15 protein-coding genes and 1 tRNA gene are annotated in these 14437 nt (G+C 69.9%); 7 read left to right on the top strand and 9 right to left on the bottom strand.

The features are described from left to right. Positions 1-4: 4 nt before the first annotated feature. Positions 5-226, bottom strand: a complete 222-nt coding sequence (locus ACH45E_RS13840; RefSeq protein ID WP_361437988.1) for a zinc ribbon domain-containing protein — start codon at positions 224-226, stop codon at positions 5-7. Between the two features lie 357 nt (positions 227-583). Between ACH45E_RS13840 and ACH45E_RS13835 the strand changes: the two genes are divergently transcribed. The 3 genes from ACH45E_RS13835 (at position 584) to ACH45E_RS13825 (ending at position 5470) form a co-directional block, all read left to right on the top strand. Next, positions 584-2839: a transglycosylase domain-containing protein gene (locus ACH45E_RS13835; protein WP_399040650.1), complete on the top strand. Its 2256-nt coding sequence runs from the start codon at positions 584-586 to the stop codon at positions 2837-2839. A 51-nt stretch (positions 2840-2890) separates the two neighbouring features. Beyond that, the gene (locus ACH45E_RS13830) at positions 2891-4183 is read left to right on the top strand and encodes a hypothetical protein (RefSeq protein ID WP_361437986.1); all 1293 of its coding nucleotides are present in this window, start codon (positions 2891-2893) and stop codon (positions 4181-4183) included. Positions 4184-4369: 186 nt separating this feature from the next. Next, positions 4370-5470, top strand: coding sequence for an amidase domain-containing protein (locus tag ACH45E_RS13825; RefSeq protein WP_361438230.1), 1101 nt, complete (start codon positions 4370-4372; stop codon positions 5468-5470). Here the strand turns inward: ACH45E_RS13825 and ACH45E_RS13820 are convergent. Further along, entirely contained in the window at positions 5458-6054 is a 597-nt protein-coding gene (locus ACH45E_RS13820; protein WP_361437984.1) for a DUF4383 domain-containing protein, read from the bottom strand. The genes ACH45E_RS13825 and ACH45E_RS13820 overlap by 13 nt on opposite strands. Positions 6055-6145: 91 nt before the next feature. Beyond that, positions 6146-7405, bottom strand: coding sequence for a hypothetical protein (locus ACH45E_RS13815; protein WP_361437982.1), 1260 nt, complete (start codon positions 7403-7405; stop codon positions 6146-6148). 153 nt (positions 7406-7558) lie between these two features. On the opposite strand from ACH45E_RS13815, the gene ACH45E_RS13810 reads away from it, so the two are divergent. Next, positions 7559-7630 (top strand) — tRNA-Val (locus ACH45E_RS13810). Between the two features lie 45 nt (positions 7631-7675). Here the strand turns inward: ACH45E_RS13810 and ACH45E_RS13805 are convergent. Continuing rightward, positions 7676-8038: a hypothetical protein gene (locus ACH45E_RS13805; protein ID WP_361437980.1), complete on the bottom strand. Its 363-nt coding sequence runs from the start codon at positions 8036-8038 to the stop codon at positions 7676-7678. Positions 8039-8103: 65 nt separating this feature from the next. After that, positions 8104-8445 (bottom strand): ASCH domain-containing protein, encoded by a 342-nt coding sequence (locus ACH45E_RS13800; protein ID WP_361437978.1) that lies wholly within the window; start codon positions 8443-8445, stop codon positions 8104-8106. A gap of 129 nt (positions 8446-8574) precedes the next feature. Here ACH45E_RS13800 and ACH45E_RS13795 point away from each other — a divergent pair, with 129 nt between their 5' ends. Beyond that, complete coding sequence (locus ACH45E_RS13795; protein WP_361437976.1) at positions 8575-8814, top strand: DUF2277 family protein; 240 nt, start codon at positions 8575-8577, stop codon at positions 8812-8814. A gap of 24 nt (positions 8815-8838) precedes the next feature. On the opposite strand, the gene ACH45E_RS13790 is transcribed toward ACH45E_RS13795, so the two are convergent. The 3 genes from ACH45E_RS13790 to ACH45E_RS13780 form a co-directional block, all read right to left on the bottom strand. Next, the gene (locus ACH45E_RS13790; RefSeq protein WP_399040693.1) at positions 8839-9402 is read right to left on the bottom strand and encodes a DedA family protein; all 564 of its coding nucleotides are present in this window, start codon (positions 9400-9402) and stop codon (positions 8839-8841) included. 224 nt (positions 9403-9626) lie between these two features. Beyond that, positions 9627-10079: a DoxX family protein gene (locus ACH45E_RS13785; RefSeq protein ID WP_361437972.1), complete on the bottom strand. Its 453-nt coding sequence runs from the start codon at positions 10077-10079 to the stop codon at positions 9627-9629. 391 nt (positions 10080-10470) lie between these two features. Continuing rightward, positions 10471-11124, bottom strand: coding sequence for an HNH endonuclease family protein (locus ACH45E_RS13780; RefSeq protein WP_361437970.1), 654 nt, complete (start codon positions 11122-11124; stop codon positions 10471-10473). 407 nt (positions 11125-11531) lie between these two features. On the opposite strand from ACH45E_RS13780, the gene ACH45E_RS13775 reads away from it, so the two are divergent. Next, positions 11532-12113 carry a TMEM165/GDT1 family protein gene (locus tag ACH45E_RS13775; protein WP_361437968.1) on the top strand — a complete coding sequence of 194 codons (582 nt, stop codon included), beginning with the start codon at positions 11532-11534 and terminating at the stop codon, positions 12111-12113. A gap of 170 nt (positions 12114-12283) precedes the next feature. Next, positions 12284-12949 carry an HAD family hydrolase gene (locus ACH45E_RS13770; RefSeq protein WP_361437966.1) on the top strand — a complete coding sequence of 222 codons (666 nt, stop codon included), beginning with the start codon at positions 12284-12286 and terminating at the stop codon, positions 12947-12949. Between the two features lie 374 nt (positions 12950-13323). Here the strand turns inward: ACH45E_RS13770 and ACH45E_RS13765 are convergent, their stop codons facing one another. Further along, complete coding sequence (locus ACH45E_RS13765; protein WP_361437964.1) at positions 13324-14283, bottom strand: peptidoglycan-binding domain-containing protein; 960 nt, start codon at positions 14281-14283, stop codon at positions 13324-13326. Positions 14284-14437: the final 154 nt, after the last annotated feature.

Raw genomic sequence — 14437 nt, 5'->3', positions numbered from 1 at the left:
GCGCTCAGCCGCAGCAGCCGCCGCCGCAGCACCCGCCACCGCCGCCGCCCGCGCGCGGCGCGGGTGCCGGCGCGGCCGCCGAGCCGCCCACCGCGACCGTGGACAGCAGCTTGACCGTGTCCTCGTGACCGGCGGGGCAGGCCGCCGGAGCGGAGGACTCGGCCATGGGACGGCTCAGTTCGAAGGTGTCTCCACAACTGCGGCACCGGTACTCGTAGCGAGGCATGCCGATAGGCTAACCGCCGGGGCCGTGACAAGGGCAGCTCAGAGTTTCATGAGTGTTGATTCTGTCCGGCACTTGTGCGGAGATTTTGCAAAGATCGCTGGTAATTTGTGAGCGCCGCGAGGAGCCGCAAGTCCGGAGCGAGACCGGGGGAAGAGGGGGGCGTACGCCGCGTGAGCGGCGGTCAAGGCCACCCGCTGAGTCTACCCGCGCGCAAGAACGATCGCGGAGGGAGACGCAGTGGTGACCGAGGCAGGGCAGGGGGAGGGTCTCCCGGAGGACGACCGCCGTTCCCGGAAACGCCGTGCTGCGTCGAACAAGCGGCCGACGGCGGGTCCTTCGCTGCCGCCGGACGAAACGATGCAGCTGAACGTCGACGCTTTGCGCAAAGCGGACGAGACCATGCAGCTGAGCGTCGAGGCCCTCCGCAAGGACGCCGCCCGCAGGCAGGCGCTCGACAAGAGCGCCCACGACTGGGACGCCGTCGGCGAGGGCGTGCCGCCCAGACCCGACGAGACCATGGCGCTGCGCGTGTCCCGGCTGCGGGAGACCGTCCGCCCGCCCGGCCGGCGCGCCGACCGCCGCAAGCCGCGCGGCAAACCCGCGCTGCCCCCCGCCGTTGCTCGTGTCACCGCCGCCGCCGCGCGACACCTCGCCCCGCTCACCGCCCGAATATCCCCCTACGCCCGCAAGCTGAAGCCGGTCTACCCGCGCCCCGGCCGCACCGGCTGGCGCCGCTGGATACCCTCCTGGCGGCAGTGGCTCGGGGTCTGGCTGTCGGCGATCGGCCTGACCGGCATGTTCCTGGTCGTCGCCTACGCCGTCACCGACATACCGGACAACCTGAACACGTACGCCACCCAGCAGGACAACGTCTACTTCTGGTCCGACGGCACGCCCATGGCCCGCACCGGCTGGGTGCAGCGGCAGGCGATGCCCCTGAAGGACATACCCCAGGACGTCCGCTGGGCGGTCCTCGCGGCGGAGAACGAGAACTTCTACAGCGACCCCGGCATCTCCTTCAAGGGCATCACCCGGGCCCTGTGGCGCACCGTCGGCGAAGGGGACACCGAGGGCGGCTCCACCATCACCCAGCAGTACGTCAAGAACGTCTACCTGAGCCAGAACCAGACGGTCAGCCGCAAGTTCACCGAGGCGATGATCTCCCTCAAGCTCGACAACAAGATGAGCAAGGACCAGATCCTCGAGGGCTACCTCAACACCAGCTGGTTCGGCCGCGGCACCTACGGCATCCAGCGCGCGGCCCAGGCCTACTACGGCAAGGACGTCAGCAAGCTCAACGCCTCCGAGGCCGCCTGTCTCGCCGGTCTGCTCAAGGGCGCCGGCCTGTACGACCCCACGCTCAGCAAGGCCAACCACAAGCGGGCCGTGGAGCGCTGGTCCTGGATCCTCGACCGGATGGTCAAGATCGGCAAGCTGTCGCCGCAGGAGCGGGCCACGTACACGAAGTTTCCCGACCCGCTGAAGACCAACCCGCTCTACGACACCGGTGAGCAGAGCGACTACCTGGTGGAGGTCGCGACCCAGTACGCCAAGAAGTCCGCGCACATCACGGACCAGGAGTGGGACCTGGGCGGCTACCAGATCTACACGACCTTCGACCGCAAGCGGGAGAAGGCACTCACCGACGCCGTGACCAAGGCCCGCAAGCAGGCCGAGAAGGACCACCCCGAGGAAGCGAAGACCGGGCACTACGGGGCCGCCTCGGTGGCCACCGACGGCCGGGTCCTCGCCGTCTACGGCGGCCCCGACCACCGTACCCAGGGCTACAACGAGTCCAACGCGACCACCGTCAAGGCGGGTTCGGCGTTCCAGCCGTTCGTCTACGCCGCCGGGCTCGAGCACGGCATCGTCAAGAAGCGCAACGGAATCCCGAGCCCCATCTCGCCCGAGACGGTCTACGACGGCAACGACGGCCACATCGTCACCACGCCCGAGGGGCCCTACTGGGACCGCAGCGGCAAGCGGGTCACGGCCCACAACGACGACGGCAAGTCCTACGGCCAGATCACCCTGGACAGGGCGCTCGCCCAGTCGGTGAACACGCCCTTCATGCAGCTCGGCATGGACACCGGCCTCGACAAGGTGACCCAGACCGCCGAGGCGTCCGGCCTGCTCGCCTCCAGCATCGGCCCGCAGGTGCCCGCGCTGACCACGGGCAGCTCCACACCCAGCGCGATCCGGATGGCCGGCGGATACGCCACGTTCGCCGCCGCCGGCAAGCACACCGAGCCGTACTCGGTGCGCCGGATCACCCGCAACGGCGCCCGGGTCGCCCTGACCACTCCGCGCCCGCAGCGCGCGGTCGGCGCGGACGTGGCCCAGAACGTCAGCCGGGCGCTCACCGAGTCCTTCCGTATCGCGCACCCGGCCGCGGCCCCCGTCACGGCCCAGGTGGCCGGAAAGGCCGGAACCACCGCGGACGATACCGCCTCCTGGTACACGGGGACCGCCTCGTCCGTGACCACCGCGGTCGTCGTCTACCGCATCGATCTGGCCAAATCCCTGGAACCGCAGCCGCTCAAGGGACTTGCCGGGACCACCACGGACAGCGTCCCGTACACCGTATGGTCCCAAGCCATGGGATTCGGCTGACCCCGGTGGCCGTCCCGCAACCCGCCGCCCCCCTCGCAGAATGAGCCCCGCATGACCCGCACGAAGTCGTCGACCGGCCGCCGCCGCAAAGCCCGCGCCCGCCGCCCCGCCCCCCGGGCAACCCGCCCGCAGGTCATGACCCTCGCCGCCCTGCTCGTCGTGGCGTCCGTGGTCGCGGGCTACCTGGTGCTGACCCGGCCGGACCACACCGAGCCCACCGCCGCCGCGGGCAAGAGCGACAAGGCCGCCCCCAAGACCACCGCGGAACCCAAGTGGGACGGCAAGACCAAGATCCTCGGGGACGGCTCCACCTCCTACACCGGCCCGCAGAAGGGCCAGTTGAAGCCGGTTCCGCTCAAGCCGGGTGAGAAGCCGCCCCAGTTCGTGGTCTTCTCCTGGGACGGCGCGCTGGAGGGCAGCGACCACCTCTTCTCGCACTACCGGGAGCTGGCCAAGGAGTACAACGCCCACATGACCTTCTTCCTCACGGGCATCTACCTGCTGCCCAAGAGCAAGAAGGACCTCTACCAGGGGCCGATGCACAAGCGCGGCGACGCCGCGATCGACTACGCCACCGACGACCACATACGCACCACGCTGGAGCAGCTCCGGCTGGCGTACAACCAGGGCAACGAGATCGGCACCCACTTCAACGGCCACTTCTGCGAGGCCAAGGGCGGCAAGGACTGGAGCGTCGAGCAGTGGAAGAGTGAGATCGACCAGTTCTACTCCTTCGTGGAGAACTGGAAGACCAACACCGGCTTCAAGGACATCCCCGCGCTGCCCTTCGACTTCAAGAAGGAGGTCACCGGCGGCCGCGCGCCCTGCCTGGAGGGCCAGCCCAACCTGCTGAAGGCCCTCAAGAGCTACGGCTGGCGCTATGACGCCAGCTCCCCCGGCGACTTCCAGATATGGCCGACGAAGAAGAACGGCGTCTGGGACTTCCCGCTGCAGCTGCTCCCGTACACGGACAAGCACCAGGCCCTGTCGATGGACTTCAACTTCCTCTACAACCAGTCCGACGGCGAGGTCCACGGCGACCCCTCGCAGTACGCCAACTGGCAGCAGATGACCGTCGACTCGTACGTCAAGGGCTTCAACCGGGTCTACTACGGCAGCCGGGCACCGCTGTTCATCGGCAACCACTTCGAGGACTGGAACGGCGGCATCTATATGAAGGCCATCGACCAGGTCATCAAGGACGTCTGCACCAAAAAGGGCGTCAAGTGCGTCTCCTTCAAGGAGCTCTCCGACTGGATGGACGTGCAGAAGCCCTCGACCCTGGCGGCCCTGCGCACCCTCGACCCGGCGCAGAACCCGGACTGGTCGGCGGTCGTCAAGTGACGCCTGTAACCCCTTGATTCCACTTGTGCATCCCCCTTCACAACCGGCTCACATGCCGTGCGAAGATGCCATCTCCCGGTAGGTGTACCGGTGTAGAGGGGAACAGCATTGAAATCTAGAAAACTGAGCCGTAAGCGGAGCCGTGCCGCCATAGTCTCGGCCGCTGCTGCCTCGGTGGTCGCCGGAGTGGCCCTGGTGCCCAACTGGAGCGCCGGCGCCGCGGTCGTCGACGATCCCACGGTGAACGCGGCGACCAAGGCCACCTTCCAGCGGCTGGCCGACGCGGTCTTCACCGACCGCACCGACGCCCTGGTCAACGGGGCCGACACCAAGCGGACCACGTCCCACTTCACCGGTGACGTGAAGATGTCCGCCTCGCAGAACCGCGAGGAGAGCTCCGCGCTGAGCCAGCTGCGCGGCCGCAAGACCCGCCTCGCGAAGCTGGGCGAGAAGTACAGCGCCGGCAGCACGCGGGTCACGCTCGACGCGACGCGGGTCACCGGCCGCACCGCCAAGGCCGACGTCACCGAGACCACGACGCTGACCTACGCCAAGGTCAAGGGCACCGAGCCCAAGACCACCGGCTTCTCGGCCCACCACGAGCTGACCTTCAAGGCCGACCGGCAGGGCAACTGGCAGCTCGCCAAGGTCCAGGACACCGACAACGGCTACATCGCCGTGAACCAGGTCGCCAAGCAGCCCGTCGCCGTGAAGGCCAGCCCCGCCCCCGCGGACGACAGCCCGCCCGAGGCGACCCGCTCCGCCACCACGTGGCCCGCGCCGGCCAACGCCAAGAAGATCACCGGCGGCGCCTACGACTACAAGGCGATGGTGACGTACGCGACGAAGTACTGGAACAACTACAACAAGGACTACCCGAACTTCAACGGGGCGGGCGCCGGCGGCGACTGCACCAACTTCGTCAGCCAGACCCTGAAGGCGGGCGGCTGGAAGCACGTGCCCGGCGACGGCACGGACTTCCACAAGTGGTTCGGCAACTCCGAGATCCAGTCCGACTCGTTCGTCGGCGTCAACGAGTTCTCCTGGTTCGCCCTGTCCTCCAAGCGCGTCACCAGCCTCGCCAACGTCTACCAGGCGGACATCGGCGACGTCGTCCAGATGGACTTCAACAAGGACGGCGAGAAGGACCACACCATGATCGTCACCTACCGCAGCCCGCAGGGCGTGCCGTACGTGACGTACCACTCCACCAACACCTACAACCGGTCGGTGGCGAGCCTCGTCGCGTCCTACCCGAACGCGGCGTTCTACGGCTACCGCACCTGACCCTGCGGCCCCTGCGGCCCCTGCGGTCCCTCGTGGCCCCGCTGCTCCTGCGCCAACCGCTGCTCCAGCGGCGACGGTCCGGGGTGGCGGGCTCGCCAGTACGGGTTGTCGTGCGGCAGGGACGTACCGACCCTGCCGTACATCCCGAAGACCATCAGCAGCAGGCCGACCACGAAGCTGAACAGCACGTTCTGGATCCTGAACGCCAGGAAGTTGTAGTCGGTGTCGAGCAGTCCGAGGTTCAGGAAGCCGTTCAGGATGAACAGCACGCCGAGGACCATGTTCAGCGTCGAGGCGAAGTTCCCGCCGATCACCATGCCGACGAAGAGCAGCAGCCCGACACAGATCGACAGGACGCTCAGCGTGCCGTTGGTGTTCAGGCCGATGACGGTGTCCCCGCCGGTGTCGAAGAAGCCGATCTGGTCGATGACGCCGAAGATCCCGAACACCAGCAGGAACAGGCCCATCAGGCCGGCGCCGACCCGGTAGACGGTGTTCAGCCGGTGGTCCACGGGCAGATGCTCGTCGAACCTGATCCGCCGGCCGCTTTCCGAGTGCTCCGAGTGCGCTGTGTGCGAGGCCATCTCCGCCTCCCTGTCCGTGCGGGCGCAGAAGGTACGTATCTCCCAATATCCGCCCGCCATGCCCCGACGGCAACGGCTCGGTCAGGGCGGCTCAGTGGGCGCCGCGTTCCTCGCGGATCTGGTTGACCACGCCGTTCACCGTCTGCCGTACCGCTTCGGTCTCGGTCAGGAAGTGCCAGTAGTCGGGGTGGCGGCCCTCCAGCGTGGTGACCGCGTGGTCCAGGCGGGCCACGGAGTCGTCCAGCGGGCGGGCGTGCCGCGGGTCGGGCGTCGTCCGGCCCGTCATGGCCAGCCGCTGCGCGTCCCGGATCGCGAACCGGGTCCGGTCGATCTCCTGCTGCGGATCCTTCTGTACGGCGTTCAACCGCTGGAGCCGGTCTCCGGCGGCGGACACGGCCTCGTCGGTGGTGTTCAGCAGCGCCCGCACGGTCGAGAGCAGCGAGGTGGCGTCCGGCCAGCGCTGGGCGTCCCGGGCGGCCTGTGCCTCGGACAGCTTCCGCTCGGCCTGCCGTACGTTCTCGGCGGCCTGCCCGGGCACCTGCTGCAGGTCCTGCCAGCAGGCGGCGGAGAACCGGCGCCGCAGCTCGCTCAGCACCGGCTCCACCTGCCCGGCCCGGGTCGTCAGCGCCTGCGCGCGGGTCCGCAGACTGACCAGCCGGTGATCGATCTCGGCGGCCTTCTCCGGCAGCCCCGCGGCAGCCGCGCGGATCGCCTCCGCCTCCCGCTGCACCCGCTCGGCCCGCTCCAGCGTCTGCGGCAGGCCGTGCTGCCCGGCGCCCTGGTTGAGCTTGGTCAGCTCGGGGGAGAGGGCCGCGAGCCGGGCCGCGAGGTCGTCGGCCCCCAGCCCGGACTCCCGTACGGCGTCGAGGGCGTTGGACGCGGCCAGCAGCGCCTGCCGGGCCCGCTCCACCGCCGGGGCCAGCCGGGCCAGCTGCGTCTCGGCCTTGCCCAGCAGCGGCCCGAGGGAGTCGCCGAAACGGTCCAGCTCCTTCTTGACGCCGACCAGCTCGTCCTTGGCGGCGCTCAGCTCGGTGCGGGCCCGCCCGGCGGCGGCGGCCTCCAGGTCGTCGCGGTCGAGGTCGTGCGCGTCGACGGCCTGGATGTAGCGCTGACTGACCTCGTCGATCCGCCGCCCGAGCGCCTCGAAGTCCGTGACCGCGCGGCGGGCCGCAGGGGAGTCGTCCACGGCGGTGATCGTCTCTATGGAGATCCGCAGATCACGCTGAGCGGTGTCCAGCTCGTAGAACGCGGCGGCCGCGGCGTCCTTGGCGGCCTGAGCCTCCGCCCGTTGGCCCTCCGCCCGGCCACCGAACCAGCCACGACCGGGGGTCCTTCGGGGTGTCGCCGCCACATCCCTCTCCTGTGCCGTGGTTCGACCTGCGAGGAGACATTCTCCCACCCGTACTAGACGAACACACGCGCCGGTCAGTTCGCTGTTTCCCAAGCTTGCCGATACAGGTTTGCAGGGCAGGGCCCCGGGCAATGTAGGCTGTCGACTCGTCGCGGGTGCGTAGCTCAGGGGTAGAGCGCCTGCCTTACAAGCAGGATGTCGGCGGTTCGAAACCGTCCGCGCCCACCGTGGGGAGGACCCCGGCCGTTTCCGGCCGGGGTCTTCTGGCTGTCAGCCCCCTTCTCCCCCTTCTTCTTCCTCTTCCTTCTGCGCCTCGTTCGCGTACTTGAGTTTCATGCGGGCGTCGACGCGGTCGCTCGCGGCCACCTCCGACCAGAAGCGGTGGCCGCTGACGAAGACGGCCAGTTCGTGCTCGCGCTGCCGGAGCTTCTCGACCTCGGCCTGTTCGTCGGCCGTCCAGCCCGGGGAGGCGGGGCGCTCCACCTTGCGCCAGCCGCCCTCGTCGCTGAAGCCGTCCAGCGGCTCGACCGACCAGGGCAGTCGCTTCAGCAGGGCCGACAGCTCGGCCCTGACCTGATGCAGCTCCTCCTGACCGGCGAGAAGGTCACTCGGAAAGTCATAGGTCGCAGCCACAGCTCAATGCTACGCCTGTTCGATTTTGGGAGGCGAGTTCGTTCGGTGGGTTCACCAGAACGTGTCTATGCCTGGGGCAGCACCCGGAAGTGGACGATCGTGACTTCGTCGTCGGCTGCGATCTCGGGGTAGTGCCGTGGCAACCGTGCCAGGAGGTCGCCGCGGTCCCGGTTGCCGGCCGCGACCGCCTCTTCGTCGGTGACGTCGGCCAGTCGCTTCGGGGAGACCTTGGTGACCTCACCGGCCAGGACGACTTCGGGGTCGGCCTCGAAGACGAGATCGGCAGGGCCGGGGTTGATCGGGTCGCGGTAGCGGATGGTGGCGTGCTTCGCGCCGCCGCGCACCGGTTCCAGGTAGTCGGGGTGGAAGTGCACGCGCTGGTCGGCGTACTCATGATTGATCGACATCTGGCGAACCTAGCAGCGAGACCCGCCCGGGATTCGAGCGTGCGGGCCGGGACTCACGCTCGCCGTGCTGCACCTCATCTCGGCGGGATGGCTGCTGACGTACTGAGCCGCGCCGGGAACAATGGAGGCATGTGCCGGAGCATCAAGACACTGCGCCCGCCCGCCTTGGCCGAGGAGGCCACCGAGGAGGAGATCCGGGCCGCCGCCTTGCAGTACGTACGGAAGGTTTCCGGGTTCCGGGCGCCTGCCGCCCACAACCAGGAGGTGTTCGAGCGGGCCGTGGAGGCGGTGGCCGAGGCGACCGCGGAGCTGCTGGGCGGGCTGGAGGTGCGAGGAGGGGCTGCGCGTTCCAGCCCGTCCGGAGTCTGAGGGCGTGAGCGGAGCGAACCGTGACTACACCGGCTGCCGGCGCATCACGTACGCCGCCCCCGCCCCCGCCAGGAACAGCGCCGCCAGGGAAACCCCCGTGGCCAGCCAGGTGGCGCCCAGCCACTGCGCGCCGTAGTAGCCGAGGGCGACGCTGTAGGCGGCCCAGGACAGGCCGGCCAGGGCGGACCAGGGGACGAAGTCGCGGGCACGGCGGTGCGCGGCGCCCGCGCAGAAGGAGACGACCGAGCGGCCGGCGGGGGCGAAGCGGGCCAGGACGACCAGGGCGCCGCCGCCCCGGGAGAGGGCCGCGCCGAGACGTTCCTGCGCGGTGGTGAGGCGGCGGGAGCGGGCGATCGCGCGGTCCAGCCGTTCCCCGCCGCGCCAGGCCAGCCGGTAGGCCACGAGGTCGCCGAGGAGTGAGGCGGTGGCCGCGGAGACGATCAGGGCCAGGATGTCCGGCACGTCGTGCGGGACGCCTCCCGCCGCCGCGTTCGAGCCGGCCGCCGCCGCGGTCGCCGCGGTGATCACCAGCACCCCGCTCGGCAGTACCGGCAGGAAGACGTCGAGCAGGACCGACAGGGCCACCATGGCGTAGATCCATGGGCCGGCGGCGGTCACTGCTGCCAGCGACCCCACGTTCTCGAACACGACTACTCCCCGTTGGTCCCCCGATGACAGCCATACAGCGTACGCCGAAGTGGTGACAGGAGGGGCACAGGGGGCTGATGTGACGGCGATGTGACGGCCGATGTGACGGTGCCCTCCCCCGCGCAGCAGGGGAGGGCACCGTGACCGGGCCGGTCAGGCCGATGTCAGGCCGCGACCGTGGCCCGCTCCGTCGTCCGCTCCGCGCCGGAAGCGCGCCGGGCCAGCAGCCGGTCGAGGCCGAAGGCGCCCGAGCCGGTGAAGACGAGCAGCAGGAACGACCAGCTGAACAGCGCCGCCAGTTCGCCACCGTTCTGGATCGGCCACAGGGCCGCCTTCTGGTGGATGTCGAAGTAGGCGTACGCCATGGACCCGGAGGCGATCAGGGCGGCGCCGCGGGTGCCGAGGCCGAGCAGGGCCAGTCCGCCGCAGACCAGCTGGATGACGGCCGCGTACCAGCCGGGCCAGGTGCCGGCGTCGATGGTGCCGCCGTGGGTGCCCATCGCACCGCCGAGGACGCCGAACAGCGAGGCGGCGCCGTGCACGGCGAAGAGCAGGCCGACGACTATCCGGAACAGGCCGAGGGCGTAGGGCTGAGCGGCGTTGAGACGTTCTGACATGGGGGGTTGCTCCTTCGGTTTCGGTCGGACCGGTCGGGGACTGACCGGTCGGTGGGGCGGCGGTACCGAACGAGGGACCCAGGTTAGGAGGACCTAATCGATGCTTGCAAGTTCAACATTTGGCCATGCTTCCGCCTCCCTTTGCGCTTCCGTCCCGGCCGCAACCGCACGTGGGGCGTTTCTCACGACCACATCGACGCCCATCGACGCCCGAAAACGTGACCGAATCCACTCTTGGCCGGGAGTCGGCGGCGGTCACCTTCTGCATCCCCACCGGTCGACACTCCGAAGCCGAACTGCCGTATGTGCGACCACTATTGATGACCCATCAGAAGAAATACCCGGCCCGCGGCGACGCGGACCGGGTTTCGGGAGTCGGGCCTCTGTGAGGTCAGCAGCTCGCCAGGTAGTTGGTGAGCGCGGTCTTCTCGGCGGAGTCGACCGAGAGGTCGTAGTAGTACTTCACCTGGACCCAGGCGCGGACGTAGGTGCAGCGGTAGGACGTCAGCGCGGGCATCCACTCGGCCGGGTCCTTGTCGCCCTTGGCCTGGTTCACGTTGTCGGTGACGGCCAGCAGCTGGGGCCGGGTGACGTCGTTGGCGAAGGCCTGGCGCTGAGCGGTGGTCCACTGGCTGGCGCCGGAGTCCCAGGCCTCGGCCAGCGGCACGAGGTGGTCGATGTCGAGGTCGGAGGCTGCGGTCCAGGTGGCGCCGTCGTACGGGGAGTACCAGCTGCCGCTGGTGGCGGTGCAGGCGGAGTTGGTGACGACGTTCGTGCCGTCCCGCTTGAGGATGTACTCGCGGGTGTTGCAGGTGCCGCTGATGGTGATCCAGGTCGGGAACAGGTCACGCTCGTAACCGGTGCGGTTCTCGGTGGCCACGGTGAGCTGCGAGAGGTAGCCGCGGGCGGTGGCGGCGCTGACCGGCGTGGGGAGGGCGGCGGAGGCGCTCGGGGAGTTGAAGAGGGCGGCGGAGGCTATCAGGCCGGTGAGGGCCGCGAGTATGCTCAGGCGTCGACGCGCGTAGAACCTTGCGGAGCGGGCCATGCGAACTCCCTAGAGGGGTGGGGGTGTTGGAGCGCGGGCGTGGGAATGCTCGCGGCGCCGTATTGCGGGGAGACGTGCGCTGGGTAAGAAGTTAATGACGAGTACATGACACGACAAGGTCCAGGGATGAACTTTCGGGCCCCGAGGCCGACGGAAGCGTCACGTACCATGGGGGGCGTTGAAGGGGAGTAGCTCTTCGCCGGACCGTCGACATACTGCTCAGCCAGCCTGAGCCGGCGCCCGGAGGCGGATCCCGTGCGGACCGCCCAGCGAGACCTTCGGCAAGCAGTGCACGCCCGTGCCCCACGGCACGGGCGCCGAGTGTGCTGCCATGCCGAGGTGTCGCATGCGAAGCTCATGTGAGGTTCAGCACTCTCGGTGGGGCAGCCCCGACCGATTGAGGACCCTTGATCAGCATCACCGTGACGGCGCTCGTCTTCGGCGTCATCTTCCTCGCCGAACTGCCGGACAAGACCGCGCTCGCCGGCCTCGTCCTCGGCACCCGCTACCGCGCCTCGTACGTGTTCGCGGGCGTCGCCGCCGCCTTCCTCCTGCACGTCGTGCTCGCCGTCGCCGCCGGCAGCGTGCTGACCCTGCTGCCCCAGCGGATCGTGCACGCGCTCACCGGCGTCCTCTTCCTCGGCGGCGCGGCGATGCTGCTGCTGCAGAAGGGCGAGGACGAGGAGGAGATCCGCAAGCCCGCCGACCAGACCTTCTGGAAGGTCGCGGGCACCGGCTTCATGCTCATCCTCGTCGCCGAGTTCGGTGACCTCACCCAGATCATGACCGCGAACCTCGCCGCCCGGTACGACGACCCGATCTCCGTCGGTCTCGGCGCGGTCCTGGGTCTGTGGGCGGTGGCCGGGCTGGGCATCGTCGGCGGCAAGGCCCTGATGAAGCGGGTGCCGCTGCGGCTGATCACGAAGGTCGCGGCCCTGCTGATGCTGGGGCTCGGCGTGTGGAGCCTGTACGAAGCCGTGGCCGGCTGAGCTGAACGTCCGGTGAACGCCTGCCGGAATGGTGGCGGATGCGGGGAAGGTTTTGTACCGTGGAGGAACAAAGTGGCTCCCGTCCGTTTTCCCTGACCGGCGGGCGGGGCGCTTTGTCTCTCTTCCCTCACCTCGGGGGTCTCTCGTCACTGGAGTCACTGGAGCTGCCGATGCCGGCCACCGTCCTCACCGCCCGTGCCCTCCTGCTCGACATGGACGGCACCCTCGTCAACTCCGACGCCGTCGTGGAACGGATCTGGCGGCGCTGGGCCGAGCGGCACGGGCTGGACGCGGACGAGGTGCTGAAGGTCGTGCACGGGCGGCAGGGGCACGCGTCGATGGCGGTACTGCTGCCCGAGCGGCCCGTCGAGCAGAACCTCGCGGACAACGCGCGCATGCTCGCGGAGGAGACCGCGGACATGGACGGCGTGGTGGAGGTGCCGGGGGCGGGTGCCTTCCTGGCCTCCCTGAGGGACGCGGGCGTGCCGCACGCGCTGGTGACCTCCGCCGATGTGCCCCTGTCCACGGCACGGATGGCCGCCGCGGGGCTTCCGCTGCCGGATGTGCGGGTCACGGCCGAGTCCGTGGGCGCGAGCAAGCCAGACCCCGAGGGATTTCTGAAGGGGGCGGCCGAGCTGGGTGTCGACCCCGCGGAGTGTGTGGTGTTCGAGGACTCCGGGGCAGGGATCGCGGCGGGGCGCTCCGCTGGGATGCGGGTGGTCGGGGTCGGCCCGCGGGCCGGGGGCCATGGGCCGGATGTGGCTGTGGGGGATCTTCGGCAGGTGCGGGTGGAGGCTCTGGTGGGCGGGGGAGTTCGGCTGCACGTGGGCCTGTAGGCGCGGGTCGGCTGGGGCTCGGGCGGGTTTCACCTGCCCGCGTTGGCGGGGTGCCTCCCCCACTCTCGGCTTCGCTCGAGCGGGGGGACCCCCACCGCCCACCCGTGCCGCCCTGGGGGTCCCCCAGGCCCTTAAGGGGTCCTTGCACTATGCCCGCCCGGGTCACGCGGCCTGGCACCGCACCTCGCCGCGTTGCCGAAAAGCCCTAGTAGCTCCGCTACGAGGGCTTTCCGGCGCCTTGCGATGCACGGCACCAGACCACGCGACCTGATCGGGCGCTCATAGTGCAAGGACCCCTAAGGCACTGGAGGAGGCACGACTGCCCGCAGCTGGGGCGGCTGGGGCATGCTGAGGCGGCTACGGCGGCTGGGGGGCTATGGCTCCGACGTTTCCGACTCCAGCTTGGTCCGGGTCTCGGTGTCGTACACGCCCAGTTCGTCGGTCTGGATGCCCCGGGCCCACTGGTAGGTGCGGACGGCGGTCTCGACCTCGGTGGTGTAGTCGCCGTCGATCCTGCCGGCGTAGAGGTTGATCTGGCGCAGGCGGAGCTGGAGTTCGGTGACCTCCGAGCCCTGGTCGCCGGGGCGCAGTACCGGGTCCGAGGTCGGGGCCGCCGGTGCCGGGGTGTTGGCACGCGTCGCCGACTGGGTGGGCCGGGGGGAACGGGTGGGAGTGGGGGACGCGGAATTCGCCGATGCCGATGCCGAGGCAGACGCCGAGGGTGACGGGGACGAGGACGGGCTCGCGCTGCGGGACGGGGTGGCGGGCGCGGACGTCCGGGCGGGCGGCGCGGCGGGGGCCGAGCCCGGCGTCGTCGGGGCGCTCGACGTCACGTCCGGGACGCTCTCCCGTACCTCCTGCGGCTCGGCGCCGTTCCGCGACGGAGTGTCGTAGGAGAACAGGCCGCTCGCGAAACCGGCCGCCGCGAGGAGCGCTGCCAGGGCGGCGCCCGTGGAGAGCAGCAGGGTGCGTCGGCGGCGCGGCGCGGGGCTCCCGGCTTCGCCGAGCCGGTCCTCCGGGTCCGACGGGTCCGACCAGGCCGGCTGACCCGGCTGGTCCGGTTCCACCGCACGCATGGGCCTCGTGACCGGGCCGCCGGATGCGGTGGGCTCCGGCCCGGCCGGGCGCAGCGGCATCGTGGAGTCCGTCGGGACGTCCAGGTCGACGTACGGCCGAATCCGCAGCGGGTCGAAGTCCTCCGCCGCGGCCGCCTCGGCCGTACGCGTGTCGCGCAGGGCTTCGGCCGCCCGCTGGGCGCAGCCGCACGCCGGGGCACTGTCCGGCCCCCTCGGCGCGCCGCATTCCGGGCATGGGTGGCCCTTAGGTCCTGTCACGCGTTCGTTCCCTCCCCGTACGAATCACCGACCCCAGGGCTCCACAGATTATGCAGAAGCCCCCCACAACCGCCCGACGGCGCCCCGTGCGGAGTACCGTCACCGAGAGGACTCAACAGGCCATAACGGGTGACACCGAAGACGATGGAAGGTG

Origin of the sequence: Streptomyces sp. NPDC020299 (assembly GCF_044387825.1) — a bacterium.
In the GTDB taxonomy this organism is placed as follows: domain Bacteria; phylum Actinomycetota; class Actinomycetes; order Streptomycetales; family Streptomycetaceae; genus Streptomyces.
This window is presented reverse-complemented; position numbering and strand designations above follow the sequence as displayed.